We start from the raw sequence: 25,674 nt of genomic DNA, 5'->3' as shown, positions 1-25,674 counted from the left end.
CGTGCGGCAGGGGCGGCCGGCCCGGGGCTCAGCGGAGTGGGCTCAGCCCCGCCGACTCACGAACCGCCCGACAGGATGCCGATGAGGCCGCTGATGAGCAGCCAGAGGCCGATCCCCGCACCGGCGATCCAGATGACGACCGTGCCGGTCGGGTACTTCTTCTTGCCGTCGGGGCGGTCGGAGCCATCGGGGACGCTCACGAGCGCACCATCGTCACGATCGATACGACAAGCACGGTGAGACCTCCGATGACGGCGATGGCGGCGATGATGGGGCCGCCGCCGGCGAGGAACGCGGCGACGCCGAGCGCGAGGAAGAGGACGGCGAGCACGATGCCGCTCACCTGGTAGACGCGGAACCTGCCCCCGCCGTCTGTGACTTTCTGTTCGCTCACGTCGACCCCCTGCTCCCAGGCTACCGAAAAGCCGGATGTCTCCCGTGACGGCGAACGCACGATCAGATCTCGATCCGCATTCCGCCCCGAGGCGTAGCGTAGGGATATGGCGCGCCCCGTTCCCGATCCCGTCCGCCCCGGCCAGGAGTCCGTGTGGGACTACCCCCGCCCGCCTCGCGTCGAGACCGTGCGAAAGCGCGTGCAGATCGACTTCGGCGGGGTGCGCATCGTCGACACCGATGACGTCGTCCGCGTGCTCGAGACGAGCCACCCGCCCGTCTACTATCTGCCGATCGCCGCGTTCGGTGAGGCATTGACGCTGGGCGAGGGCGCGTCGTTCTGCGAGTACAAGGGCGGAGCGCGCTACTTCGACGTGCACGGCGGTGGGGGAGCGGTGGCCGCGCGCGCGGCGTGGAACTATCCGAACCCCATGCCGGGGTACGAGATGCTGGCTGACCGCGTGGCCGTCTACGCCGGGCCGCTGGACCGCGTGGTGCTGGGCGGAGAGACGGTGCAGCCGCAACCCGGAGGCTTCTACGGCGGGTGGGTGACGAAGGACCTCGCGGGCCCGTTCAAGGGTGTTCCGGGGTCGATGGGCTGGTGACCCGGGGTCACCCTCGCCCGCGTTCCGCTATACCGATGACGGAGTGACCGGCTTCGTTGAGTGGAGAGACCGCGTCAGTCGTCGAACGCCTGCGGAACGGCGGCGTGCAGGTCGGCGAGCCAGGCCCGCGCGTTGCCGTCGGACGGCGCCCTCCAATCGCCGCGCGGTGACAGTGAGCCGGCGGGAGAGACCTTGGGGCCGTTCGGGATGGCCGTGCGCTTGAACTGCGCGAATCCGAAGAACCGTTGCAGGAACACCTCGAGCCACCGCGCGACCGTCACCAGGTCGTACGCCGGCCGCTCACCCTCGGGATAACCCGCGGGCCAGGTTCCTGCATCCGGATCCTTCCAGGCGTGCGCGGCGAGGAACGCGACCTTCGACGGACGGAACCCGAATCGCAGCACGTGGTACAGCGTGAAGTCGTGGAGGTTGTACGGACCGATGCGGTCTTCGGTGGACTGCATGCGCCCGTCCTGACCGGCCGGGACGAGCTCGGGGCTGATCTCGGTGTCGAGCACGGCCTGCAACACCTCGACAGTGTCCGCGCTCAGCTCGCCGGCCGAGATCACCCAGCGGATGACGTGCTGGATGAGGGTCTTCGGTATGCCGGGATTGACCGAGTAGTGGCTCATCTGGTCGCCCACGCCGTAGGTCGACCAGCCGAGGGCGATCTCGGACAGGTCGCCCGTGCCCACGACGATGCCGCCGTTCTGATTGGCCAGACGGAAGAGGTAGTCGGTGCGGAGCCCCGCCTGCACGTTCTCGAAGGTGACGTCGTGCACCGGCTGCCCCGAGGCGAAGGGATGCCCCATGCGGGCGAGCATCTCGGATGCCGCGGGTCGGATGTCGATCTCTTCGATCGAGGCGCCGACGGCCTCGGCGAGGGCGATGGCATTGCGCTTGGTCTTCTCGCTCGTCGCGAAGCCCGGGAGCGTGTACGTGAGGATGTCGCTGCGGGGACGCCCCATGCGATCCATCGCCTGAGCGATGACGAGCAGCGCATGGGTGGAGTCGAGGCCACCGCTCACACCGAGCACGGGCTTGGGATCGCCGATCGCCCGCAGACGCTGCACGAGCCCCGACACCTGGATGTTGAAGGCCTCGTAGCAGTCCTGGGCGAGACGAGCGGGGTCGTCGGGCACGAACGGGAAGCGGTCGAGGGTACGGCGCAGGCCGATGTCGGTCGCGGGCGGCGCGAGCTCGAACGACACGGTGCGGAACTGCGGGCCGACCGTGCGACGGTTGTCGTCGAAGGTGCCCTGACGCAGGCGGTCCTGACGTAGCCGATCGAGATCGACGTCGGCGACGCTCCGGCGTGGACCATCGGGGAAGCGCTCGGTCGTCGCGAGCAGCTGTCCGCCCTCGTAGATCATCGTCTGGCCGTCCCACGAGACGTCGTTGGTCGACTCGCCCTGGCCCGCGGCGGCGTAGACGTACGCCGCGAGGCAGCGCAGCGACTGCGACTGTGACAGCAGGGTGCGGTCGTCGGCACGGCCGATCGTGATGGGGCTGCCCGAGAGGTTCGCGAGCACCGTGGCTCCGGCCAGAGCCGCACCCGACGACGGCGGGATCGGAACCCACACGTCTTCGCACACCTCGGCGTGCAGCGTCAGCCCCGGCACGTCGACGGCGTCGAACAGCAGGTCGGGGCCGAACGGCGCCGTGGCGCCGGCGACGGTGATGTGCTGGCCCGCCTGGTCGTCGCCGCGGGCGTACCAGCGCTGCTCGTAGAACTCGCGATAGGTGGGCAGGTAGGCCTTGGGGACGACGCCGAGTACCCGACCGCGGTGGATGACCACGGCGCAGTTGAACAGCCGATTGCCGTGCCGCAGGGGAGCGCCCACCATCAGCACCGAGAAGAGGTCTGCGGATGCCACGACGAGACGCCCGAGCGCCGCCTCGACCGCGTCGAGCAGGGGGTCCTGCATGACGAGGTCGTCGATCGAGTAACCCGTGAGGCACAGCTCGGGGAACACCGCGACGGCCACGCCCTCGGCGTCGCACGCGCGGGCGGAGTCGAGCACGGCGTCGGCGTTCGTCGCCGGGTCGGCCAGGGCGACGGGGATCGTGCACGCGGCGACCCGAGCGAAGCCGTGCCGGTAGACGCTCTCGAACGGCAGGTCGGTGATCACCCGTCCAGTCTGTCAGGTGCCTCCGACACGGTGGCAGTCCCTTCGCGGCCCGGTCCGGCCTGTGGAGGCACTGATCGTGATGTCGGTGGTCCCCGTTAGCGTGGGTTCCCATGCGGTACATCGAACAAGACGGGCGGATCGTCTGGAGCGCCAGCGATCTCAAGGCGGCGGCCGAGTGCGAATTCGCGTGGCTGCGCGCCATCGACGCCAAGATCGGCCGCATCGCCCCCGTCGACGACCCCGCAGACGCCACGCTCGAACGCGCCGCACAGCTGGGCACCGCGCACGAACTGCGGGTGCTCGACGACTACCGGGCCGGTCTCGGCGGCGCGGTCCGCGAGATCCCCGCCGCGCGTTCCTCCGACGCGGTCGCGCTCGCCGAGGCCGTGCGCCTCACCGACGCGGCCCTCGCCGACCCCACCGCCGAGGTCGTCTACCAGGCCGCCTTCGCCACCGACGAGTTCGTCGGCTTCGCCGACTTCCTCGTGCGCGAGACCCACCCCCGCCCCGACGGCACGCGGCCCTGGGTCGTGCAAGACACGAAGCTCGCCCGCCGCGCCCGCGTCACCGCCCTCATGCAGCTCGCCGCCTACGTCGACCAGCTCGACCGCCTGGGCGTCGCACGCTCCGACCGCGTGGAGCTGTTGCTGGGCGACGGCTCGACGAGCACGCACCGTGTCGACGACCTGCTGCCGGTCTTTGGGCTGCGGCGCACGCGTCTGCGCGCTCTCATCGCCGACCGCCGCGTCGGGCTCGGTGTCGCCGGCCCGGTCATCGAATGGGGCGACGCGCGGGGTGACCTGGGCGTCGTGGCCTGCGGCCGCTGCGCCACCTGCGAGCTCGAGGTCGTCGCGCACCGTGATCTGCTGCTGGTCGCCGGCATGCGTCCGGTGCAGCGCGATCGGCTGCGCGCGGGCGGCATCCCCACCATCGACGCGCTCGCCAGCGCGACCGAGCCCCCGGCCGCGATGGGATCCGACACCTTCGTCTCGCTTCGCACCCAGGCGCGACTGCAGCTCGACAGCCCGGCGGGCGTCCCCACCGAGGCGACGCCGGCGCACGCCGTGCCCACCTACGAGGTCGTCGCACCCAAGTCGCTGGGAGTGCTGCCGCGCCCCGACCACGGTGACCTGTTCTTCGACTTCGAGGGCGACCCGCTCTACACGGAGGGCGTCGGCGCGCACTGGGGCATCGACTACCTGTTCGGTTGGGTCGACACGCGCGAGACCTACGGGGCGCTCTGGGCCCACACATTCGACGAAGAGCGCGTCGCGCTCGAGCGCTTCCTCGACATGGTGGCGCTGCGCCGTCAGCAGTACCCCGGAATGCACATCTACCACTACGCCCCCTACGAGCCCACCCATCTGCTCACGATGGCGGCCACCTACGGGGTGCGCGAAGCCGACGTCGATCGACTGCTGCGCGACGGGATCTTCGTCGACCTCTATCCCGTGGTCCGTCGCGCCCTGCGCGTGGGATCCCGCTCGTACTCGATCAAGAAGCTCGAACCTCTCTACATGGGCGACGAGGTGCGCACGAGCGATGTGCAGCGCGGCGACGACTCGATCGTGAAATACGTCGAGGCCCGGGCGCTCGCGGCCGACGGCGACGCGGTGGGTGCGCAGCGCGTGCTCGACGACCTCGCCGACTACAACCGCTACGACTGCGTGTCGACCCGCCGCCTGCGCGACTGGCTCGTCGACCGGGCGCGCGAGGCCGGTGCGGTGCCGGCCCACGGCGCCGATCCCGACGAGCAGGCCTACGAGCCTTCGCCCCGGGCGACCGCCCTGCAGCGGTGGGCCGCCGCCGTCGAGTCCGGTGCCGATTCGCGCGATGCGACAGCGCTGCGCCTCGCCGCCGCCGCGATCGACTACTACCCCCGCGAAGAGAAGAGCTACTGGGCGACGCACTTCCTGCGGTTGCGCGAGCCGATCTCGGTGTGGGAAGAGACGCGCGACGTCGTGGTCGTCGACGCCGCCCGCTCGCGGGTCGTCACGGATTGGCACATCGCCGAGTCGGGGCGGGGCTCCGAGCGCCGCCTGGTGGAGCTGCGCGGAGAACTCGCCCCCGGAACGCGCCTGAGCCCGGATGCCGAGCCCTTCGCCGTCTACGACCTGCCGGCGCCGTTCCCGCTCGACACCCGCCCGCGTTGGATCCACGGTGCCCGCCGGGTGACGGTGCGCGAGGTGCTCGACGACGGCGCGATCGTCGAAGAGATCGCCGCCGACGGCGTCACCTGGGACGATCTGCCGCTCGCCCTGACCCCGCCGGCCCCGCCGCGCGCGGGCAACCAGCAGAAGGCGATCGACGCGTGGGCCGACGCGGTGCTGACGGTCGCCCCGGCGATGCCCGGCGGCGCCGCCGCCGACGTTCTGCGTCGAGTGCCGCCGCGCACCCGTTCCGGCGCGTTGGCACCTGTCACCGCCGTCGACGGCGCCCCGGGCGACGACGAGGTCACCGCCATCGCCCGCAGCGTGGCCGATCTCGACCACAGCTATCTCGCCGTGCAGGGCCCGCCCGGCACCGGCAAGACCTACGTCGGGTCGCACGTCATCGCCCGCCTGGTCGCCGAGCGGGGGTATCGCATCGGCGTCGTCGCGCAATCGCACGCGACGATCGAGCACATGCTCGATCAGGTCATCGCGGCCGGGGTCCCGGCATCCCGGGTCGGCAAGGCGCCGAAAGACCCGAGCGTCCCGCATGCCTTCACGGTGCTCCCGAAGAACGGCGTCGCCGCCTTCACCGCCGAGAACGCGGCGCAGGGTTTCGTCGTGGGCGGCACCGCGTGGGACTTCAGCCACGAGACGCGCATCCCCCGCGGCAGCCTCGACCTGCTCGTCATCGACGAAGCCGGACAGTTCTCGCTCGCCTCGACGATCGCCGTCTCGCTGGCCGCGCAGCGACTGCTGCTGCTCGGAGACCCGCAGCAGTTGCCGCAGGTGAGCCAGGGCACGCACCCCGAACCCGTCGATACGTCGGCGCTGGGGTGGATCATCGACGGCGCCGAGGTGGTGCCCGCCGAGCTCGGCTACTTCCTCGCGCGCACCCGGCGTCTGCACCCCGCGGTCGCGGGTCCCGTGTCGCGGCTGTCGTACGAGGGCCGCCTCGCCGCCCACCCGTCGACGGCCCTGCGCCGACTCGACGGCGTCGAACCCGGGGTGCACATCGTTCCCGTGCGCCACCAGGGCAACTCGACCTGGTCGGCGGAGGAAGCGGCCGAGGTCACACGCCTCGTGTCCGACCTCGTCGGCCGCGAGTGGACGGGGGCCGAAGGAGGGGCCGGTGATTCGGCCGTCGTGCATGAGCCGCGGCCCCTGCGCGCCGACGACATCATCGTGATCACGCCCTACAACGCTCAGCAGGTGGCCGTCGAAGAGGCCCTGGCCGCGGCGGGCTTCTCGGACGTCCCCGTGGGCACCGTCGACCGCTTCCAGGGCAAAGAGGCGGCGGTCGCCATCCTCACCCTCGCGGCGTCCTCGGGGCGCGAGGCACCGCGGGGCTTGGAGTTCCTCCTGCTGCGCAACCGCATCAACGTCGCGATCTCGCGTGCGATGCAGGCGGCGTACGTCGTGTATTCACCCGCGCTGCTCGACGACCTTCCGCGTACTCCCGAGGGGGTGGCACGCCTCAGCGCCTTCGCGCGGTTGGTCGACGGAGTCGAGTGAGGGGCCGGGCTGCCCGATCGCCGTCGACCATGGCGCCGAGCCCGGCCCGTTCACCGCACACATATCGCCGGGCACCGGGGTGCGGGCCGCACCCGTTCGCCGGAAACCGGGTGCGGGGCGGGAGCGGGCGGCCGGGGTTCGGTTCTCACGCCCCGCCGCTCGCCGCACCGAATCGGGCCGAACGAACGCGTCAGGCCGTACCGTACAACCGGTCGCCGGCGTCGCCGAGACCGGGCACGATGTAGCCCTTCTCGTTGAGTCGCTCGTCGACGGCGCCGAGCACGAGGGTGACGTCGTGTCCCTCGACCTGCTTCTCGATGGCGGCGACGCCCTCGGGGGCGCCGAGCAGGCAGATCGCGGTGACGTCCTGCGCGCCGCGGGCGAAGAGGAAGTTGATGGCCGCACCCAGCGAGCCGCCGGTGGCGAGCATGGGGTCGAGCACGAAGCACTGGCGGTCGCTCAGGTCGTCGGGCAGGCGTTCGGCGTACGTCGTGGGCTCGAAGGTCTCTTCGTCGCGCACCATGCCGAGGAAGCCGACCTCGGCGGTGGGCAGAAGCTTCACCATGCCCTCGAGCATGCCGAGACCGGCGCGCAGGATCGGCACGACGATGGGGCGGGGCTCGCTGATCTTGACGCCCTGGGTGAGGGTCACCGGGGTCTGGATCTCGATCGGTTCGACACGCACGTTGCGAGTCGCCTCGTAGGCCAGCAGGGTCACCAGCTCTTCGGTGAGCTGGCGGAACACCGGCGAGGATGTCTGCACGTCACGCAGCACCGTGAGCTTGTGGGTGATGAGCGGGTGGTCGGCGACGTGGACACGCATAGGCTCAAGGCTAGCCGCTTCCCCTGATCTCCCTCGTCCGTTTTTTCGGAGCCCCCGTGACCCCCACCGCCGCCGACCGCTCCGCGATGCGTCGCGCGTTCGCGCTGGCCGCCGAGGCCGCCGTCGACGGTGATGTGCCCGTCGGCGCCGTCGTCGTCGACGCCGAGGGGCGGATCCTAGGCGAGGGCCGCAATCTGCGCGAGGTCACGGCGGACCCCACGGCGCACGCCGAGGTGCTGGCGTTGCGTGCCGCGGCCGAGACCCTCGGCTCGTGGCATCTCGCCGACTGCACGCTCGTGGTGACCCTCGAGCCGTGCGTCATGTGCGCCGGTGCGATCCTGCAGGCGCGCGTGCCCCGGGTGGTCTTCGGGGCGTGGGATGCCAAGGCCGGCGCCGCGGGTTCGATGTACGACCTTCTGCGCGACCGGCGCCTGCCGCACCGCGTCGAGGTCGTCGGCGGGGTGGACGAGGACGAAGCCGCCGCGCAGTTGACGGCGTTCTTCGAGGTTCGGCGCGAACACCCGCACGACTACGACGCGTAATCGGGCACCCGCCCTCCGCCCCGCGGCCAGCGTGCGTCAGCGGGGCAGCAGGGGGAGCAGCTCGGCGCCGACGAGATCGGCGTGTGCGACGTCGCGCAGATCCAACAGCTGGAAGTACACCCGCTCGGCGCCCAGCGCCCGCAGGCGCTCGACCTTGTCGGCGATCTGCGCCGGAGTCCCGATGAGGTTGGCGCCGTTGTCGAACTGCGCACGGGTCTGCCCGATCGCGGCGACCCGTCGCTCGATCTCGGCGTCGTCCGTGCCCACGATGGTCGGCAGAGCGACCGAGAGCTTCAGCGTCGCGGGGTCGCGCTCGGCGGTCTCGCACGCGGCGCGCACGCGCGCGAAGGCAGCCGAGATCTGGTCCTCGGCGACGAAGCCGATGTTGAACTCGGTCGCGTACCGCGCGGCCAACGCCGGCGTCCGCTTCGGACCGCCACCGCCCACGATCACGGGGACCGGCGACTGCACGGGACGGGGGAGGGCGGGGGCGGCGTCGAGACGGTAGTGCTCTCCGTCGAACGAGAAGGTCTCGGCATCCGGGGTCTGCCACAGGCCCGTCACCACCTGCAACTGCTCTTCGAGCAGGTCGAAGCGCTTGGCGGGGAAGGGGATTCCGTAAGCGGCATGTTCGCGCTCGAACCAGCCGGTCCCGAGGCCGAGCTCGACACGGCCGCCCGACATCGCGTCGATCTGCGCGACCTGGATGGCGAGGATCGCGGGCACGCGGTAGGTCACCGACGACACCAGGGTCCCGAGGCGGATGCGCGACGTCTCGCGGGCGAGACCGGCGAGCGTGGTCCACGCGTCGGTCGGCCCGGGCCGCGGGTCGCCCTCGCCCATCCGCAGATAGTGGTCGGAGCGGAAGAACCCGTCGAGGCCGTGCCGCTCGGCCGACTGCGCGAAGGCGAGCTGGTCGTCGTACGAGAAGCCCTGCTGGGGCTCGGTGAACAGGCAGTACTCCACGGGAGCCTCCGGGAAGATCGGGTGGTGCGACGGAGAGGGCGGGACGGGCCGAGTCGAGTCGCAGCGCTCAGTCGGCGGAGCGCAGGATGATCGCCTCGGTGGGCGGGGCGGGATCGGCCGGACGGCCGACGTAGCCGATGTGCGTGAGCAGGGCCCGGCGGAACGCGGAGGGACGCTCGAGATGAACCGAGTGGCCTGCTCCCTCGACGGGCACCTCGGTGACCTCGCCGCCACGGGCGGCGTAGGCGGAGAGCACGTCGCGCGTCTGCGACACCATGGGCTGCGCGGGGGCGATCTCGTCGCCGGGCCACCCGGGAACGACGCCCAGGGCGCCCAGGTGGTTCACATCCGAGAACGAGGCGTCGGAGACGATGGCATCCGCCGTTCCGTAGATCCACAGCACCGGGGGCTTGTCGGCCAGGTCGACGATGCCCGAGACGTCGAAGAAGAGGGGCGACAGCGTGTTGAGCGCCCCCGTGCGTCCGGGGGCGAAGCCGGGCCAGGTGGCGGTCGTGACCGACTCGCCCGGGTAGTTGCCCACGGCCGTCGACGTCGAGAGCATCGCCTCGACCCAGACGTCCTCGTGCTCGCTCGTGTACCCGGGCGCGACGTAGGTCGAGCGGAAGACCGAGCGCGGCGACGTGGGGGCGTCGGCGCTGGTGTCGCCGTCGGTGAGTCGCTGGACGAAGTCGGGGTTGGCGGCGCCGGCGCCGGTGCCCGCACCCTCGTCGTCGAGCCGCGAGCCGTCGCGTCGGGTGCCGCCGAACCCGTAGGGCGAGACCGGCGACTGGAGGGTCAGCGAGAGCACCGGGTGATCGAGGGCGTACTGCAGCACGACACCTCCGCCGAGCGACCATCCCACGAGGTGGGCGGATGCGATGCCGAGGGCTTCGAGGGTCGCGTGCAGGTCGTCGCTGAAGTCGCGCACGCCGCGGGTGGCGTCGATGGGGGTGTGCTCGGTGCGACCGAAGCCGCGGAGGTCGACCGCGACGACGCGCAGATCGCTGGGGAGGTCCTGCATGATCTCTTGCCAGAACAGCGACGACGCGACGTTCCCGTGCACCAGCACGACCGTGTGCTCCGGGGGCGTCGAAGGGTCGTCGCCGGAGCGCTCGAGCACATTGACACCCAGCCGGTCGGTCTCGAGCAGGCGCGCGGTGATGCCGTCGAAGAGAGTCATGGAAGGTCCTCCGTGTCGATCGCGGGTGCCCCGGTACACCGTCGTCCGACTCTAACGCCCGCCCCTATCGGTCGCACTCAGGGTTGCCTGTCGCGGCGTGGGGGCGCTTCGTAGACTGGAGGCATGACGGATGCCATCACCTCGCTGCCCCCGATCGCGATCCTCGGAGCCGGCTCGATGGGAGGGGCCATCCTGCACGGCCTCGTCGCCGCGGGCCTGAGCGCGGGGGGCGTCACCGCGACCAACCGCTCGATCGCGAAGGCCGCCGAGCTCGCCGATCTCGAGGGGGTGACGAGCGTCGCGCTCGAGGCCCACCCGAACGGCAACATCGAGGCCGCGGCATCCGCCGAGGTGGTGTTGATCGGCGTCAAGCCCGCGATGGTGCCCGACCTTCTCGACGAGATCGCCCCGCACCTGCGGGACGGCGCGGTCGTGGTCAGCCTGGCCGCGGGGGTCACCCTCGACACCTTCGCCCGCCACCTCGGCGCGGGTGTCGCGACGCTGCGCTCCATGCCGAACACGCCGTCGCTCGTCGGCAAGGGAGTGACCGGTCTGGCCGCGGGGCCGGCTGCCTCGGCCGACGACGTGGCCGTCGTCCGCGCTCTGTTCGAGACCGTGGGTGCGGTGCTCGAGGTGCCCGAGGAGCAGATCGACGCGCTCTCGACGATCTCGGGATCGGGGCCTGCTTACGTCTTCCTGCTGGTGGAGGAGTTCATCAAGTCGGCCGTCCGCATGGGCTTCGACGACGCGCAGGCGCGTCTGCTCGCCGAGCAGACCTTCATCGGGGCCACGACGCTCCTGGCCGCCTCCGACGTCGACCCGGCGGAGCTGCGTCGCCGGGTCACCAGCCCCAAGGGCACGACCGAGCGGGCCGTCGCGGTGCTGCAGGAGGCCCGACTCGACGACACCTTCACCGAGGCCGCCGAGGCTGCACTCGCGCGCGCCAAGGAACTCGCCGAGGGGCGGTGACGTGCCGGCCGAGCACGGGGCCCGTTACGGGCGAAGGCGCCGGAGCGAAAGCCTCCGAGCGAGTGCTCAGCGGTCGAGCGACGCGAAGCGTTCGATGTCGGAGTTCGTCCCCGACACGATGATGAGGTCGTGGTTCGTGACCACGGTGTTGGCTTCGGCGTAGCGGAACGCCCGCCCGGGGCTCTTCACCCCGACCACGGTCACGTTGTACTTCGAGCGGACACCCGACTCGTTCAGGCCCACGCCGCGTACGAGCTTCGGCGGGTACATCTTGGCGAGCACGAAATCGTCGTCGAAGCGGATGAAGTCGAGCATGCGTCCGCTCACGAGGTGCGCGACGCGCTCGCCGGCTTCGGCCTCGGGGTAGATCACGTGGTTGGCGCCGACACGGGCAAGGATCTTGCCGTGCGACTGCGAGACGGCCTTGGCCCAGATCTGCGGAACCTTCAGGTCGACGAGGTTGGCGGTGATGAGCACCGACGCCTCGATGAGCGAGCCGACGGCGACGACGGCCACCTGAAAGTCCTGCGCGCCGATCTGGCGCAGAGCGTCGATGTTGCGCGCGTCGGCCTGTACGGCGTGCGTGACGCGCTCCGACCACTTCTGCACGAGTTCGAGGTTGCCGTCGACGGCCAGGACCTCGCGGTCGAGGCGGTCGAGTTCGCCGGCGCACGCCGCGCCGAAGCGCCCGAGGCCGATGACCAGCACGGGCGCGTCGCTGCGGATGCGTTCAACCAACGATGGGCCTTTCGACGGGCAGCGCGTACAACTGCGATCGAGACGACGCAGCCACGGCCGCGGCGAGTGTCACTGTACCAATGCGGCCCATGAACATCGTGGCGGCCATGACGTAGACGGCGGGGTCGGGAAGCTCCGCCGTGAGACCGGTCGACAGGCCGACCGTCGCGAAGCCCGAGATCACATCGAACAGGACGTGCTCGATGGGGGCGTCGGTGATGCGGCTGATCGTCACGGTCGAGATCGCGACGATCGTGGCGCCCCACGCGACGACCGAGAGGGCCACGCGCTGCACGTCGCTGGGGATCCGGCGCCCGAACGCCTGTACCGACGGCCGCCCCTTGGCCTCGGAGAACACCGCGAGGGCGAGCACGGCGAGGGTCGTCACCTTGATGCCGCCGGCGGTGGATGCCGAGCCGCCACCCACGAACATCAGCATCGAGCCGACGATGAGCGTCGCGCCGTTGAGGTCGCCGATGTCGATGACCGAGAACCCGCCCGACCTCGTCATGGCGGAGAGGAAGAACGCCTGGAAGGTCGTGTCCCACGCATCCATGCTTCCGAATGTGAGGGGGTTGTCGTATTCCAGCAGCAGAATGACGCCCGCGCCGAAGAAGAACAGGATGACCGTGGTGATCAGGGTGAGCTTCGTGTGGAGCGACCACAGACGGAATCGCCAGTGGTGCCGCCACAGGGTGAAGATCACCGGGAAGCCGATCGAGCCGAGGAAGACGCCGATCATCAGCACCGACAGCAGGAAGTAATCCTGGGCGAAGGGCGTCAGCCCGTCGGCGTTGGGGACGAACCCGGTGTTGGTGAAGGCCATGGCGGCGTAGTACGGGGCCTCCCACAGGGCGACGATCGGGTCGATGCCCCCGATGATGAGCGAGGGGTAGATGAGCACGGTGAGCCCGGCCTCGATCACCAACGTCGACAGCGCGACCGTGCGCAGCAGTTGGCCGACCTCGCCCAGACGGACGGTCTGCCCCTCGTTCACCGGTCCGCCGTGCGCCCGCAGGGGGTTGCTGTCGCCCGCCGCAATGAGCTTCGCGCGGAGCCCCAGACGCTTCGAGATGACCAGGCCCAGGATCGAGGCGAGGGTGAGCACGCCGAGCGCACCCACGTTCACCCCGACGTAGGTGATGACGTGCCCGAGCGGAGACCAATGCGTGTACATGTTGACCGTCGACAGACCGGTCACGCAGATGGTCGACACCGCCGTGAACAGCGCGTCGGCCAGGGGCGTCGCTCGCCCGTCGGCCGACGCCGCGGGCAGCGAGAACAGCGCGGTGAAGAGAAGGATGAGCGTCACGAACACCAGCACCGCGAAACGCGCGGGTGATGCGGTGGTCAGATTGCGCAGTCGATCCCATGCCGTGAACGCGATGCGTCTCACGCGCACGGCCAATCGCACCTCGTTCGGCGTCGCCGCCATGCGCCGCTCCCTTCGGTGCCCGAACCCGAATCATGGTACTCGGGCCGGGGCGCCGCTAATCTGATGCCATGGCGGACATCTTCGACGTGATCGCTGACGGAACGCGTCGCGACATCCTTCAGCTCCTTCTGGACCGGGCCACCGGTGGCGAACGCGGAACGAGCGTGTCGCAGATCGTGGCGTCTCTGGGGGTGAGTCAACCGACCGTCTCCAAGCACCTGAAGGTGCTGCGCGAGGCCGAGCTGGTGTCGGTGCGCGAAGAGGGTCAGCACCGCTATTACAGCCTCGCGGTCGCGCCTCTCGACGAGGTCGACGACTGGCTCGTGCCGTTCTTCTCGGTCGACGAAGAGAACGAGCCCGCACTTCCCGAGTCCGCCGTCCACGCCGCCGAAGTGGTGGGTCGTGCCGCGGCGTCGGTCAAGCATTCCTTCTCGACGGCCTTCCGCAAGCTTCCGGGACGGTGAGGTGCACGGATGCCGCGGAAGAGCGGCATCCGGGAAGCACATTCGTCACAGCACGCCCAGAGGTTTACAGCCTTCACAGCCAGACCCTAGAGTGTGCACAGCATCAGAGGGTGAGTTCACCCGTAACGAGGGGTGAACCATGGCCGAGCTGCCCGACGTGCGATTCCTGACCGTCGCCGAGGTCGCCGAGCTCATGCGCGTGTCGAAGATGACCGTCTATCGTCTCGTGCACGCCGGCGAACTCCCCGCGGTGCGTTTCGGACGCAGCTACCGCGTGCCCGAATCGGCCGTCGCCGAGGTCGTGCAGCGGCCGGTGTCCGACGTCGGCTAGACTGATCTGAGGCATTTTTTCATCGCCTGCTGTTCCCGGGGGCCGACCACGGCACCCAGACCCCGACTTAGTGAGGTTTTCCGTGGGTTCTGTCATCAAGAAGCGCCGTAAGCGCATGGCGAAGAAGAAGCACCGCAAGCTGCTTCGCAAGACTCGTCACCAGCGCCGCAACAAGAAGTAACGCGGCACGACACCGAGCGCCTGTCCTCTGCGACGGGCGCTTCGTGTATCCGCCCGCGCCGTTCGCCCTCTCGGAGGTAAGCATGCAGTCCATCTCGATCCACGACCTGCACGCGGGACGCGAGCGTCCGCTCATCGACGTGCGCGAGGAACACGAGTTCGCCGCCGGGCACGTTCCCGGGGCCGTGAACCTTCCCATGTCGACGCTGGGCGAACATCTCGACGAGCTCCCCGCCGAGCCGTTCGACGTGATCTGCCAGGCCGGCGGCCGCTCGGCGCGTGTGGTCGAGGCGCTCTCCGCGCGCGGTCACGACGCCACGAACGTCGAGGGCGGCACGGGCGACTGGATCGCCGCGGGGTACGACGTCGCATCCTGATCCGGTGCCCGGACCCGCGTCATCCCGCGCGTCCCGAGCGCCGCGATCCACGGCCCTCCTAGGATGAAGGCGTGACGACCCTCACGCTGATCGGAAAGCCCGGCTGCCATCTCTGCGATGTGGCCGAGCAGATCGTCGAGGCCGTCGTGGCCGATCTTCCCGCCGACGTCGCCGACCGTGTCGAGATCGCGCACGCCTCGATCGCCGATGACACGGCGTTGTACGAGAAGTGGTGGGAGAAGATCCCCGTCATCCTGATCGACGGCGAGCTGCACGCGCACTGGCGCGTGTCGGCCGACCGCCTCCGCGCCGCGTTGCTGGCGTCCGAGCCCGAAGGAGCCTCCGCGTGAGCATCCGACACATCGTCCTGTGGAAGCTCGCGGCCGACGACGCCGACACCCGGGCTCTGCACGCCGAGCAGATCGCGGAGCGCCTGCTGGCTCTTCGCGGCGTGATCGACGAGATCGTGCATCTCGAGATCGGTCGCAACGTCGCGTACCCGCAGAACAACTGGGACGTCGCCCTGGTGAGCGAGTTCGCCGACGTCGAGGCGTTGGAGCGCTACCAGGTGCACCCCGCCCACCAAGAGGCCGCGGCCTTCGTGCGCTCGGTCGTCGCCGAGCGGTCGTCGGTCGACTACCCGTTCTGACGCCCGTTCAGCCGATGGGTCGAACGCTCATCGGCCCGGATGCGAGAGCGATCCGGACGTGCGCCCGATCGTCGAGGCGCCGGTCGGGCGCGTGCTCGACGACGACGCGATCGCCGTCGGCCGTGAGAACGGTCGAGCGGCGCACGCTGCCGAGGAAGATGGTCTCCTCGACCACCGCGTCGACTCCCGGGGCGCCGTCGCCCACGAGCACGACCTGTTCAGGGCGTACGACCACCTCGCAGTGACCGTCGCTCGCCGCGGCGGCGAGAGGGAGTTCCTGCCCCCACACCTCGACGACGGCTCCCTCGACGATTCCCGGCACGGCGCTGACCGGACCCAGCAGGTCGGCCACCGCGAGGTCGCCGACGCGCGCGAAGACCTCGTCGGGTCGCCCCTGCGCGGCGATACGGCCCTGGTCCATCACGACGAGATGGTCGGCGACGGCGGCGGCCTCGGCGGTGTCGCGCGTGACCCACAGGGTGGTGACCCCGGTCGCACGCAGTTCCCGCACGACGCGATCGCGGGTCTCGGCGCGCGCCGAGGTGTGCAGCGCGGCCAGCGCGTCATCGAGCACGAGGGCCCGCGGCCGCGACGCGAGAGCCCGGGCGACGGCCCACCGCTGCCGGTCGCCGTGCGAGAGGCGGTGCACCAGCCGGTCACCGGCGCCGAGCCCGACGAGCGCGCCCAGGCGTTCGGCTTCGGCGTCGGGGTCGGCGGTGCCCGCGCGACGGGCGGCGGCCACGATCGCGGCGCGCACCCGCCCGAAACGGGCGACCGGGGTGCGGTCGCGCACCTCGACGACGCGGGGCGCGGCGGCCCCGGTGCGCCCGTCGATCGTCACGGTGCCGACATCCGGCCGCTCGGCTCCCGTGATCACGCGCAGCAGGGTCGACGCGCCGCAGCCCGACGGCCCGACGACGGCGACGATGCCGCCCGGCTCGATCTCGAGGTCGATGTTCTCGAGCACCGGGACTCCCGCGCGCGCGCGGCCGACATCGCGGAGCGAGATCGCCCACCCCGTGCGCGATCGTCCCGCCGGAGACGGGGCGGCCGAGGTGAGGGCGTTCATGGCCCCACGGTAGGGCGGCCGATGAACGCGACGACGCCCGGGGAGTGAACCCCGGGCGTCGGTCGCTCGAACCTTACGGAGCGAGGCGGGTCGGGCCGCGGAAGAGATACGTCACCTCGCGGATCGACGACTCGCCCAGCATGAGCATCAGGACGCGCGCCAGGCCCATGCCGAAACCACCGTGCGGCGGGGCGCCGAAGCGGAAGAAGTCGAGGTAGAAGTCGAGGTGCTCGGGGTCGAGACCCTTCTCTTTCGCCTGCTCGATCAGCACGTCGACGCGGTGCTCGCGCTGCGCGCCGGTCGTGATCTCGACGCCGTTGAAGAGCAGGTCGTACGACTTCGTCAGCCCGGTCTCTTCGTCGCGCATGTGGTAGAAAGCGCGGATCTCGGGGTGGTAGTCGGTGATGAAGACGAACTGGTGGCCGAACGTCTCGGCCACGTGCGCCGCGATCTGACGCTCGCCCTCGGGGTCGAGGTCGCCGTCGGTGCGCGGGATGTCGTACCCGCGTGCGGCGACGATCTCACGCGCCTCGGCGAGGGGGATGCGCGGGAAGGGGAGCGTCGGAACCTGCACCTCGATGCCGAAGAGCTCCTGGATCTCGGCGCCGTGCTTGTCGGCGACGGCCTGGAAAGCGCTCTGCAGCAGTTCCTCCTGCATGCGGGCGACGTCTTCGTGCGAGTCGATCCAGCTGATCTCGGCGTCGATCGAGGTGAACTCGGTCGCGTGACGGCTCGTGAACGAGGGGTCGGCGCGGAACGCGGGGGCGATCTCGAAGATCTTGCCGAAGCCGGCGACCTGGGCCATCTGCTTGAAGAACTGGGGGCTCTGCGCGAGGTAGGCCGTCTTGTCTTCGAAGTAGGGCACCTCGAACAGTTCGGCGTTGGACTCCGAGGGCGACGCCATGAGCTTGGGGGAGTGCACCTCGATGTAGTCGCGCTCGACCCAGTAGGTACGCATCGCGTGCTCGAGAGTGGTCTGCACGCGGAAGATGAGGTTGTTGCGGCGCTGGCGCAGGTCGATGAAGCGCCAGTCCATGCGCTTGTCGGGGCTGCTGTCGGCCGCGATCGGGGTTTCGGGGTTGGCTGCCGCCGCGATGACGAGCTCGCCGACCTTGATCTCGACGCCGCCGAGCTTGACGCGCTCGTCGTGCTTGAGCTCGCCGCGCACGGTCAGGAAGGTGCCGGTCGACAGGGCGCCGATCGTCTCGGTGAGGGCGAGGGCGGCGGCATCCTGATCCGTCGCCTCTTCGGAGGGACGCGTGGCCGGGTTCACCAGCTGCACCGCGCCGGTCTCGTCGCGGAGGACGACGAACTGCACCTTCTTCTGGTCGCGGACGGTTTCGACCCATCCCGACACCTCGACGGGGCCGGCGGGAAGGGATTTCAGCTGGTTGACCAGGACGCGTTCGCTCACGATCGACCAGTCTACGTGCGCCGTGCGCGCGCACCCGGGCGCGAATCTACGATGGGGGCGTGACCTACTCGTTGCCGCCGGAATCTTTCCGGACGATGCGTCCCGAACCGACAGTGCGCAAGGCGCGTGGCTGGGACGTCGCGCTCACGATCATCCTGCTCGTGCTCCTTCCCCTGCTGGCGCTCGGGGCCTCGTACGCGGGAGTGCTGCTGGCGTTCGCCGCCGACCAGTGCGGGCCGTCGAACTGCGACACGGGGCTGATGAACATCGGCTTCTGGACGGCCGTCATCTCGCCCTGGGTCATCCTGCTGATCGGCGTGGTCGCCGCGATCGTGCGCCTCGTGCGCCATCGCCTGGCGTTCTGGGTGCCGCTGGCCACCATCGTCGGGATGGCGGCGGTGTGGTTCATCGCGGCCGCGTTCGTCGGCGCCGGAGTCTCGGCATCCTGAACAGCTCGGGGGCAACCCCCAGGAACCGCGCATGACCGGACCGTAGCCTGGAACGGGCGTCCGGTCGGGCGGCCGATCACCGAGCGCGAAGGCACCCGATGACCGACACCACCCTCACTCTCTCCCCCCTGCGCGCGAGCTCCGGCTCCGAGGACGGGCAGTCGTGGCTCACGTCGCTGGCCGACTGGACCGTGTCGCTCATGGAGATCATCGGACCGGTGGGCGCGGGCGTCGCCATCGCCCTCGAGAACCTCTTCCCGCCGCTGCCGAGCGAGGTCGTCCTGCCGATGGCGGGCCTCACCGCCAGCCGCGGCTCGTTCACGCTGTTCGAGGCGCTGCTGTGGACGACCGTCGGCTCGATCGTCGGCGCCTTCATGCTCTACGGCCTCGGGCGGTGGCTCGGAGCCGCGCGTCTGCGTTCGTTCGCCGCGAAGATGCCGCTGCTGCACCCCGAAGACGTCGACCGCACGGTCGCGTGGTTCGAGCGCCACGGCGGCAAGGCCGTGTTCTTCGGGCGAATGATCCCGATCTTCCGCAGTCTCATCTCGATCCCCGCCGGCGTCGCCAAGATGCCGATGTGGCGGTTCGGTCTGCTCACGGGCGCCGGCAGCCTGATCTGGAACACGATCTTCGTGCTGTCGGGCTTCCTGCTGGGCGAGAACTGGCACATCGTCGAGGAGTACGCCTCGATCCTGCAGTACGTCGTGATCGCCGCGGTCGTGATCGGAGTCGCGTGGTTCCTGTACGCGCGCATCCGTTCGCTTCTGGCTTCCCGCAACGACGCCCCGGCGTCGCGCACCGACGCCTGAGGGTCGGCGGACATCGCGGGGTCGAGTCCCCGTCGACGCGCGCGCACACCTCCTGCGGGCCCGGTATCCGCGGGTATCTCCACGTCGAAGCAACCCGCCCCCTCGCTCAGTCAGACCACAGAACCCGCCCGTAGACTGGCGTCGTGCCCGCCGATCGCCTTCATCTCGTGCGCCACGGAGAGGTCCACAACCCCCGTCGCGTGCTGTACGGTCGGCTCCCCGGATTCGGCCTCAGCGTCGACGGGCGGCAGATGGCGCGCCAGGCCGCCGAGTACGTCCACGGCCTCGAGCGGCCCGTCTCGGCCCTCATCGCCTCACCGCTGCAGCGCACACGTGAGTCGGCGGAGCCGTTCGTGACGCTGTTCGGCATCGAGCCCGTGATCGATGAGCGGGTGATCGAGCCGACCAACGTCTTCGAGGGACGGCGGATGAAGCGGGCGCTCGCCAACCCGCTGAACTGGCGGCATCTGCGTCAACCCGCCGTTCCCAGCTGGGGTGAGCCCTACGCGCGCGTCGTGGCGCGGGTGACCGAGGCCATGGGCGACGCGTGGGAACGCGTGCCCTCGGGCGACGTCGTCATCGTCTCGCACCAGCTGCCGATCTGGGTGACCCACCTCGCCCTCTCCCACCAACCCACCCGCCACGACCCCCGCAAGCGCCGCTGCGCGCTGTCGAGCGTGACGAGCTTCGAACGGCGAGACGGCGCCGACGGCTCGACGCGCTGGGTCGAGGTGGCGTACGCCGAGCCGGCCACCACCGCCGGAGCCGTCGACGTAGGAGCCGTCTGATGCGCCGAATCCTCACCGCCGCCGGAGCGATGGCCGCCGCCGCGGCCCTCGTGATGGGCCTCGCGGCCTGCACGCCCGACCCCCTCGCCGAGCAGTACCGGGCGGGTGACAACAAGGGCTACATCGCCGCCAACGGGCTGCAGTGGCAGGAGATCCCCGAGTCGGACCGCGGCGAGGCCGTGGAGTTCTCGGGCAGCCTCGACAACGGCTCACCGGTGTCGAGCGCCGACTACGCCGGCAAGGTGCTCGTCGTGAACTTCTGGTATGCCACGTGCGGCCCGTGCATCATCGAGGCCCCGCGCCTCGAGCAGGCCTATCAGAGCTTCCAGGGCCAGGACGTGGCCTTCCTCGGCATCAACACCTACGACCAGCCCGCCACGGCGCTGTCGTTCGCCCGCGATCACGGGGTGTCGTACTCGAGTGCCATGGCCGTCAACGACGGGGAGCTGAAGCTCGCCTTCGCCGACAAGACCCCCATCAACGCGACGCCCACCACCCTCGTGCTCGACAAGCAGGGCCGCGTCGCCGCCCGCGTCATCGGCGAGCTCCCCGAGGCCTCGATTCTCGAGTCCATGGTGCGCACGCTGGTCGCGGAGCCCGCGTGAACCCGGGCGCTCTCGTCTTCGACGGCGCACTCTGGGTGGCTCTTCCCCTCGCGCTCGCCGCCGGTCTCATCTCGTTCCTGTCGCCGTGCGTGCTGCCGCTCGTGCCGGGGTACCTGGGGTACATCGGCGGTGCCGTCGCCCCGCGCGGGGGCTCGGCATCCGGAGCCGGCCGGGGGCGCCTGCTCGGTGGGACCCTGCTGTTCATCGCGGGATTCACCGTGGTGTTCATGGCGATCAACGTGCTCGGCGGAGCCGCCGGCATGTTCTTCACCCGCTACGGCGACGTCATCACGCGCGTCATGGGTGTCGTCATCATCCTCATGGGACTCGTGTTCATCGGCCTCTTCGGGGTGGCGCAGCGCTCGGTGCGGCTGCAGTCGCGCGGCAACCTGGGCCTGATCGGTGCCCCCCTGCTCGGCATCGCGCTGGGCATCGGCTGGACCCCCTGCATCGGCCCGACGCTGGCGGCGATCCTCTCGGTGTCGTACAACCTCGGCGACCCGGGCCGGGCGGCACTGCTGGGACTGGCGTACTCGCTGGGGCTCGGCATCCCGTTCGTTCTGCTCGCCCTCGGCTTCGGGTGGGCGACGCGCTCGGTGTCGTTCGTGCGCAAGCACATCCGCGTCGTCAACCTCATCGGCGGCGGCCTTCTCATCGCGCTCGGCCTGCTCATGGTCACGGGCGTCTGGGGCCAGTGGATGTCGACCCTGCAGGGAGTGATCGGCAATGTCCAACTCCCGCTCTGATCGAGGAAAGACCGTGACCGAACCCGCCGACGGCGTGCTGCGCCCGTCCGACCACGCCGACTCCGTCGTCGCGGACGGCTCCGGCGACGACGTCGTGCAGCCGCGCCTCGGCGTCGTGGGATGGGCGCGCTGGGGCTGGCGTCAGCTCACCAGCATGCGCACCGCGCTCGTGCTGCTGCTCCTGCTCGCGATCGCCGCCGTCCCCGGCTCGCTCGTGCCGCAGCGCACCGCCGACCCCAACGGCGTCACCCAGTACTTCACCGACAACCCCGACCTGGCGCCGGTGCTCGACAAGCTCAGCCTGTTCGACGTGTACAGCTCGCCGTGGTTCTCGGCGATCTACCTGCTGCTGTTCATCTCGCTGATCGGCTGCGTGCTGCCGCGCACCAAACACCACTGGAAGGCCCTGCGCTCGCAGCCCCCGCGCACGCCCGCGCGGCTGTCGCGCTTGGACGACCACCGCACCCGCCGCCTCACGGTCGCCGGAGACGCGGATGCCGTCGCCGCGGCCGCCGTCGACAGCGCCGCCGCTCAGCTGCGCAAGAGCGGATACCGCGTCGCCCGGTACGACGGGCGCGGCACGTACTCGGTGTCGGCCGAGCGCGGCTACCTGCGCGAGACGGGCAACCTTGTCTTCCACGCGGCCCTGGTGGGTGTGCTCATCGCCGTCGGCGTCGGAGGCGGCTTCACCTACACGGGGCAACGGGTGCTCGTGGAGGGCCAGGCGTTCGCGAACAGCCTGCTCGACTACTCCTCGTTCAACCCCGGCCGCTTCGTCGGCGGCGACACGCTCACGCCGTATTCCATGACGCTCGACGCCTTCGACGTCGCCTACGTGCCGCCCGGCCAGCCCGGCTCGGGTCAGGCGGGCGACTTCGTGGCGCACATGACCACGCGAGCCCCGGGCGGCGAGCCCGAGGACGGCGAGGTGCGCGTCAACCACCCGCTCGACGTGCAGGGCGACCGTGTCTACCTGCTGGGCAACGGCTACGCGCCCACCGTCACTATCCGCGACGCCGAGGGGCGGGAGGTCTTCCACGACTCCGTGGCCTTCCTTCCCCAGGATGCCAACATGACCTCGCTCGGCGTCATCAAGGTCGCCGACGGACTGCCGCAGCAGCTCGGCCTGCTCGGTTTCTTCTACCCGACGATGGACGTGCTGCCCTCGGGCGCGCTCACCTCGACCTACGGCGCGCTGGAGTACCCCGTGCTGACGCTGCGCGTCTACGAGGGCGACCTCGGCATCGACGACGGCACGCCCCGGTCGGTCTACACGCTCGACCCCTCGGGGATGACGCAGATCGCCGGCGGTGACAGCGGCACCCCCGCCCTGCAGCTCATGCCGGGCGAGACCCAGGACCTGCCGAACGGTCTCGGCACCATCACGTTCGAGAACGAGGCCCCCGCCGGCGCCTCCGGGTACGACGGTTCGGTGAAGCGCTTCGCCTCGCTGTCGATCCACCGCGACCTCGCCGGTCCCTGGGTGCTCGCCTTCGCGCTGCTCGCGCTGTTCGGGCTCATGACCGCCCTGTTCGTCCCGCGTCGGCGCATGTGGGTCAAGGCGACGCCGCAGGGCGACGCCGTGACCGTCGAGTACGCGGGCCTGGCTCGCGGTGAAGACCCCACCCTCGGCGCCGCCGTCGCCCAGCTCACCGAGAAGCACGCCTCGTCCCTTCCGACTCCGCGCCACCCCGACACCGGAAAAGTAGACTGACACCATGCCCGGAACCGACCCGCTTCTCCTCGACGAGATCTCCCTCCTCCTGGTGTGGACGGCGGTCACCATCTACGTGCTGGCGTTCATCGCCTACGCGATCGACCTCGCACGACGCTCCGACCTCGCGCTGAAGGCGAAGGACGACGTCGTCGCCCGCGAGCTCGTCACCGCGGGGGGCGGGGGAGTGATCGGCGGATCCACCGGGTCGTCGGCATCCCCTGCCGCAGCGAAGCCCCGTTACCTCTGGGCGCGGCTGGGAACGGTGCTGACGGCGCTCGGGTTCGTGTTCCACCTCACCGCGACCGTGCTGCGCGGCATCGCCGCCGAGCGCGTGCCGTGGTCGAACATGTACGAGTTCGCGATGACCGGTCTGCTGCTCATCATCGCGGTGTACCTCGCCGTGCTCACCCGCTACGACCTGCGCTTCCTCGGCGCGCTGATGACGGGCCTCACCGTGCTGCTGCTCGGCGGGGCGACGCTCGCGTTCCACGTCGACGTCGTGCCGCTGGCCGACCCGCTGAAGTCGGTGTGGCTCGTGGTCCACGTGTTCGTCGCCAGCCTGGCCACGGCCCTGTTCGCCTTGGCGTTCGGGCTGTCGGTGGTGCAACTGATCCAGACGCGCCGCGAACGCAAGCTCGCCGAGGCGGCGCCGTCGGACGACGCGCCCAAGCGCAGCTTCCTGCGGACGGTCCCCAAGGCCGACGCGCTGGAGTCGCTCGCCTACCGCTTCGCGATCGTCGGCTTCATCTTCTGGACGTTCACCCTCATCGCCGGGTCCATCTGGGCGAACGACGCGTGGGGCCGGTTCTGGGGCTTCGACACCAAGGAAGTCTGGACCTTCGTCATCTGGGTGCTCTACGCCGGATACATCCATGCCCGCGCGACCCGCGGCTGGCGCGGCACCCGCTCGGCGTGGCTGTCGATCATCGGCTTCACCGCCGTGCTGTTCAACTTCACGATCGTGAACGTGTTCTTCAAGGGCCTGCACGCGTACAGCGGTCTGACGACCTGACGCGGGGGGTCGGTCTGCCCGTTGAGTGTCCAAGACCCGCCGCGTGCCCGCCGTGCGTGGCGGCGTGTTGTGGACACTCAACGGTGTTGAGGCCGCTGAGGGGCGCCGGCTGAGCGCAGGTGGCTTTCCGTCGCGAACACGCAGAGAGCGGGCGGACGGTCGGTCGCGCACGCGCCGAACGCGGGCGGGCGCTCTTGCCGGGCCTCTGCCGTGGCTCGCGCCGCGGCCGGGGCTTGCCCGTTGAGTGTCCAGGACGCGCCGCGTGCCCGTCGTGCCTGGCGGCGTGTCTTGGACACTCAACCGTGTTGTGGCCGCGGAGGGGCGCGCGCCGAGCGCGGGCGGGGCTCCGTCGCACGCGCGCCGCGGCCGGACCCTTCCCGTTGAGTGTCCAAGACACGCCGCGTGCCCGCCGTGCGTGGCGGCGTGTTGTGGACACTCAACGTGAGGGGTGCCGGGCGAGTGCGGGTGGCGCTCCGTCGCGCACGCGCCGAGAGCGGGCGGGCGCTCTTGCGGGGCCTCTGCCGTGACTCGCGCCGCGTCCTCGCTGTGCGTCGCGGCGTGTCCTGGACACTCAACGGGGACGTGCGGCCAGCAGGGCGCTGCGGACCGGTGCGACGATGAGCTGGTTCGGCGCGTCGAGATGATGCGCGAGGACCCGGACCAGGGTCCATCCCGCGTCGCTGATCGCCCGCCACCGGTCGGCGTCGCGGCGGAACTGCGCGGCTTCAGCGTGATGGCGCCCGTCGTATTCCACGGCGACGCGCTGCTCGGGGTAGGCCATGTCGAGCCTGGCGACGAAGAGCCCCGAGGCTGTCCGGAGCGTCCAGTTGAGCTGGGGCTCGGGCAGACCGGCATCCACGAGGACGAGACGCACGGCGCTTTCGCGCGGTGATTCCGCACCCGGGCGAACGAGACCGGCCGCCTCACGGAGCGCCACCGCTCCGCGCCGTCGGGCGCGCATCGCCACCTCCTCGAGGTCCGGCACCGGATCGCCCTGGGCCACGAGCCAGTCGCCGACCGCGACGAGGTCGTCCACGCGGAGCACGGCGCCGAGTTGCGCCCACGTCTCTGTTCGAGCGGCGACGGGCAGATCGTCGAGGAGGGTGATTCCGTCGGGCGGCATCACCAGGCGGTGCCCCGTGACGCTGGACGTGCGGGGCTCCCGAGCGGGCGGTACCGCCGAGACGTGCAGCTCCTCGCCGTGCGGAAAAGGCAGCGGCATCCCCCACAGCGAGGCGGCCGTGACGTGGCTGAAGAACTGGCCCCCCGACATCCGCGGGAGGTACGCGTGGCATCGCTCCGCGACGGAACCGAGCCCGGGGTCTTCGCCGGCGTACCGGACGCCGTGAAACGGCGACCGCAGGTCGCGAGCGCGGAGCCTTCTGGGCGGGATGCCGAGACGGTCCGCGTCGCGAACGTGGAACGCGGTGCCGAGCTCGGCGGGGAGAGGTCGAGGGCGCATGCCCGACAGCAGACACCGGGCACGGTGCCCCGCGCTGCGCACCCCCGCCCCGCGTGTGGACAACCCTCCCTGTGGAGGACCCTCACGCGCAGCCCGCCCTCCGTTGAGTGTCCAGAACACGCCGCGGCCGGGGGCGGCTCAGCGGCGTGTCTTG

General features: G+C 70.6%; 28 protein-coding genes. 17 read left to right on the top strand and 11 right to left on the bottom strand.

Annotated features, from left to right (window positions below):
* Positions 1-56: 56 nt before the first annotated feature.
* Positions 57-200, bottom strand: coding sequence for a hypothetical protein (locus IFU19_RS13785; RefSeq protein WP_156458827.1), 144 nt, complete (start codon positions 198-200; stop codon positions 57-59).
* Positions 197-394, bottom strand: coding sequence for a hypothetical protein (locus IFU19_RS13780; protein ID WP_055839154.1), 198 nt, complete (start codon positions 392-394; stop codon positions 197-199). Before IFU19_RS13780 ends, IFU19_RS13785 begins: the two co-directional genes overlap by 4 nt.
* Positions 395-500: 106 nt before the next feature.
* On the opposite strand from IFU19_RS13780, the gene IFU19_RS13775 reads away from it, so the two are divergent.
* On the top strand, positions 501-998 hold the full coding sequence (locus IFU19_RS13775; RefSeq protein ID WP_055839151.1) for a DUF427 domain-containing protein: 498 nt from the start codon (positions 501-503) through the stop codon (positions 996-998).
* Positions 999-1,072: 74 nt separating this feature from the next.
* On the opposite strand, the gene IFU19_RS13770 is transcribed toward IFU19_RS13775, so the two are convergent.
* On the bottom strand, positions 1,073-3,130 hold the full coding sequence (locus tag IFU19_RS13770) for an NAD(+) synthase (protein ID WP_192014418.1): 2,058 nt from the start codon (positions 3,128-3,130) through the stop codon (positions 1,073-1,075).
* A gap of 110 nt (positions 3,131-3,240) precedes the next feature.
* Between IFU19_RS13770 and IFU19_RS13765 the strand changes: the two genes are divergently transcribed.
* Entirely contained in the window at positions 3,241-6,795 is a 3,555-nt protein-coding gene (locus IFU19_RS13765) for a TM0106 family RecB-like putative nuclease (protein ID WP_192014416.1), read from the top strand.
* A gap of 190 nt (positions 6,796-6,985) precedes the next feature.
* Here the strand turns inward: IFU19_RS13765 and upp are convergent, their stop codons facing one another.
* Positions 6,986-7,618, bottom strand: coding sequence for a uracil phosphoribosyltransferase (upp, locus tag IFU19_RS13760; protein ID WP_055839143.1), 633 nt, complete (start codon positions 7,616-7,618; stop codon positions 6,986-6,988).
* An 86-nt stretch (positions 7,619-7,704) separates the two neighbouring features.
* Here upp and tadA point away from each other — a divergent pair, with 86 nt between their 5' ends.
* A complete protein-coding gene (tadA, locus tag IFU19_RS13755; protein WP_055839587.1) occupies positions 7,705-8,160 on the top strand; it encodes a tRNA adenosine(34) deaminase TadA in 456 nt (151 codons plus the stop codon).
* Positions 8,161-8,196: 36 nt separating this feature from the next.
* Here the strand turns inward: tadA and IFU19_RS13750 are convergent, their stop codons facing one another.
* Both IFU19_RS13750 and IFU19_RS13745 read right to left on the bottom strand, forming a co-directional pair.
* Positions 8,197-9,126 carry a TIGR03560 family F420-dependent LLM class oxidoreductase gene (locus IFU19_RS13750; protein WP_192014414.1) on the bottom strand — a complete coding sequence of 310 codons (930 nt, stop codon included), beginning with the start codon at positions 9,124-9,126 and terminating at the stop codon, positions 8,197-8,199.
* A gap of 67 nt (positions 9,127-9,193) precedes the next feature.
* Positions 9,194-10,306: an alpha/beta hydrolase gene (locus IFU19_RS13745; RefSeq protein WP_055839137.1), complete on the bottom strand. Its 1,113-nt coding sequence runs from the start codon at positions 10,304-10,306 to the stop codon at positions 9,194-9,196.
* A gap of 123 nt (positions 10,307-10,429) precedes the next feature.
* Here IFU19_RS13745 and proC point away from each other — a divergent pair, with 123 nt between their 5' ends.
* Positions 10,430-11,275, top strand: coding sequence for a pyrroline-5-carboxylate reductase (gene proC, locus IFU19_RS13740; protein ID WP_192014412.1), 846 nt, complete (start codon positions 10,430-10,432; stop codon positions 11,273-11,275).
* A gap of 66 nt (positions 11,276-11,341) precedes the next feature.
* On the opposite strand, the gene IFU19_RS13735 is transcribed toward proC, so the two are convergent.
* Positions 11,342-12,013 (bottom strand): potassium channel family protein, encoded by a 672-nt coding sequence (locus IFU19_RS13735; RefSeq protein WP_055839130.1) that lies wholly within the window; start codon positions 12,011-12,013, stop codon positions 11,342-11,344.
* Positions 12,006-13,448, bottom strand: a complete 1,443-nt coding sequence (locus tag IFU19_RS13730; protein ID WP_156459471.1) for a TrkH family potassium uptake protein — start codon at positions 13,446-13,448, stop codon at positions 12,006-12,008. The genes IFU19_RS13735 and IFU19_RS13730 overlap by 8 nt, the downstream gene beginning before the upstream one ends.
* Before the next feature lie 68 nt (positions 13,449-13,516).
* Here IFU19_RS13730 and IFU19_RS13725 point away from each other — a divergent pair, with 68 nt between their 5' ends.
* The 6 genes from IFU19_RS13725 to IFU19_RS13700 all read left to right on the top strand — a co-directional run bounded on the left by IFU19_RS13725 (position 13,517) and on the right by IFU19_RS13700 (position 15,449).
* The gene (locus tag IFU19_RS13725; RefSeq protein WP_055839127.1) at positions 13,517-13,912 is read left to right on the top strand and encodes an ArsR/SmtB family transcription factor; all 396 of its coding nucleotides are present in this window, start codon (positions 13,517-13,519) and stop codon (positions 13,910-13,912) included.
* A 139-nt stretch (positions 13,913-14,051) separates the two neighbouring features.
* Positions 14,052-14,243, top strand: a complete 192-nt coding sequence (locus tag IFU19_RS13720) for a helix-turn-helix domain-containing protein (protein ID WP_055839125.1) — start codon at positions 14,052-14,054, stop codon at positions 14,241-14,243.
* Between the two features lie 82 nt (positions 14,244-14,325).
* Positions 14,326-14,424 (top strand): 30S ribosomal protein bS22, encoded by a 99-nt coding sequence (locus IFU19_RS13715; protein ID WP_003792170.1) that lies wholly within the window; start codon positions 14,326-14,328, stop codon positions 14,422-14,424.
* Between the two features lie 82 nt (positions 14,425-14,506).
* Entirely contained in the window at positions 14,507-14,800 is a 294-nt protein-coding gene (locus IFU19_RS13710) for a rhodanese-like domain-containing protein (protein WP_055839123.1), read from the top strand.
* 71 nt (positions 14,801-14,871) lie between these two features.
* Positions 14,872-15,150 carry a glutaredoxin family protein gene (locus IFU19_RS13705; RefSeq protein WP_055938946.1) on the top strand — a complete coding sequence of 93 codons (279 nt, stop codon included), beginning with the start codon at positions 14,872-14,874 and terminating at the stop codon, positions 15,148-15,150.
* Positions 15,147-15,449, top strand: a complete 303-nt coding sequence (locus tag IFU19_RS13700) for a Dabb family protein (protein ID WP_055839115.1) — start codon at positions 15,147-15,149, stop codon at positions 15,447-15,449. Before IFU19_RS13705 ends, IFU19_RS13700 begins: the two co-directional genes overlap by 4 nt.
* A gap of 7 nt (positions 15,450-15,456) precedes the next feature.
* Here IFU19_RS13700 and IFU19_RS13695 read toward each other — a convergent pair whose 3' ends face one another.
* Both IFU19_RS13695 and aspS read right to left on the bottom strand, forming a co-directional pair.
* The gene (locus tag IFU19_RS13695; protein WP_192014410.1) at positions 15,457-16,518 is read right to left on the bottom strand and encodes an ABC transporter ATP-binding protein; all 1,062 of its coding nucleotides are present in this window, start codon (positions 16,516-16,518) and stop codon (positions 15,457-15,459) included.
* A 73-nt stretch (positions 16,519-16,591) separates the two neighbouring features.
* Positions 16,592-17,932, bottom strand: coding sequence for an aspartate--tRNA(Asn) ligase (aspS, locus tag IFU19_RS13690; protein WP_055839110.1), 1,341 nt, complete (start codon positions 17,930-17,932; stop codon positions 16,592-16,594).
* 113 nt (positions 17,933-18,045) lie between these two features.
* Here aspS and IFU19_RS13685 point away from each other — a divergent pair, with 113 nt between their 5' ends.
* The 7 genes from IFU19_RS13685 to ccsB all read left to right on the top strand — a co-directional run bounded on the left by IFU19_RS13685 (position 18,046) and on the right by ccsB (position 24,058).
* The gene (locus tag IFU19_RS13685) at positions 18,046-18,381 is read left to right on the top strand and encodes a hypothetical protein (protein ID WP_055839107.1); all 336 of its coding nucleotides are present in this window, start codon (positions 18,046-18,048) and stop codon (positions 18,379-18,381) included.
* A gap of 98 nt (positions 18,382-18,479) precedes the next feature.
* Entirely contained in the window at positions 18,480-19,190 is a 711-nt protein-coding gene (locus IFU19_RS13680; RefSeq protein WP_055839102.1) for a DedA family protein, read from the top strand.
* A gap of 143 nt (positions 19,191-19,333) precedes the next feature.
* Positions 19,334-19,978, top strand: a complete 645-nt coding sequence (locus tag IFU19_RS13675; RefSeq protein ID WP_192014408.1) for a histidine phosphatase family protein — start codon at positions 19,334-19,336, stop codon at positions 19,976-19,978.
* Complete coding sequence (locus IFU19_RS13670) at positions 19,978-20,583, top strand: TlpA family protein disulfide reductase (RefSeq protein ID WP_055839098.1); 606 nt, start codon at positions 19,978-19,980, stop codon at positions 20,581-20,583. The genes IFU19_RS13675 and IFU19_RS13670 overlap by 1 nt, the downstream gene beginning before the upstream one ends.
* On the top strand, positions 20,580-21,329 hold the full coding sequence (locus IFU19_RS13665; RefSeq protein WP_055839095.1) for a cytochrome c biogenesis CcdA family protein: 750 nt from the start codon (positions 20,580-20,582) through the stop codon (positions 21,327-21,329). Before IFU19_RS13670 ends, IFU19_RS13665 begins: the two co-directional genes overlap by 4 nt.
* A complete protein-coding gene (gene resB, locus IFU19_RS13660; protein WP_192014406.1) occupies positions 21,310-23,043 on the top strand; it encodes a cytochrome c biogenesis protein ResB in 1,734 nt (577 codons plus the stop codon). The genes IFU19_RS13665 and resB overlap by 20 nt, the downstream gene beginning before the upstream one ends.
* 4 nt (positions 23,044-23,047) lie before the next feature.
* Entirely contained in the window at positions 23,048-24,058 is a 1,011-nt protein-coding gene (ccsB, locus tag IFU19_RS13655) for a c-type cytochrome biogenesis protein CcsB (RefSeq protein WP_055839090.1), read from the top strand.
* A 571-nt stretch (positions 24,059-24,629) separates the two neighbouring features.
* Here the strand turns inward: ccsB and IFU19_RS13650 are convergent.
* Positions 24,630-25,520, bottom strand: a complete 891-nt coding sequence (locus IFU19_RS13650) for an endonuclease domain-containing protein (protein ID WP_192014404.1) — start codon at positions 25,518-25,520, stop codon at positions 24,630-24,632.
* Positions 25,521-25,674 lie beyond the last annotated feature (154 nt).

This window comes from Microbacterium sp. CFBP 8794 (assembly GCF_014841235.1).
Classification (GTDB): Bacteria; Actinomycetota; Actinomycetes; order Actinomycetales; family Microbacteriaceae; genus Microbacterium.
The sequence above is the reverse complement of the archived record's forward strand: the minus strand, read 5'-3'. Positions and strand labels throughout refer to the sequence as shown.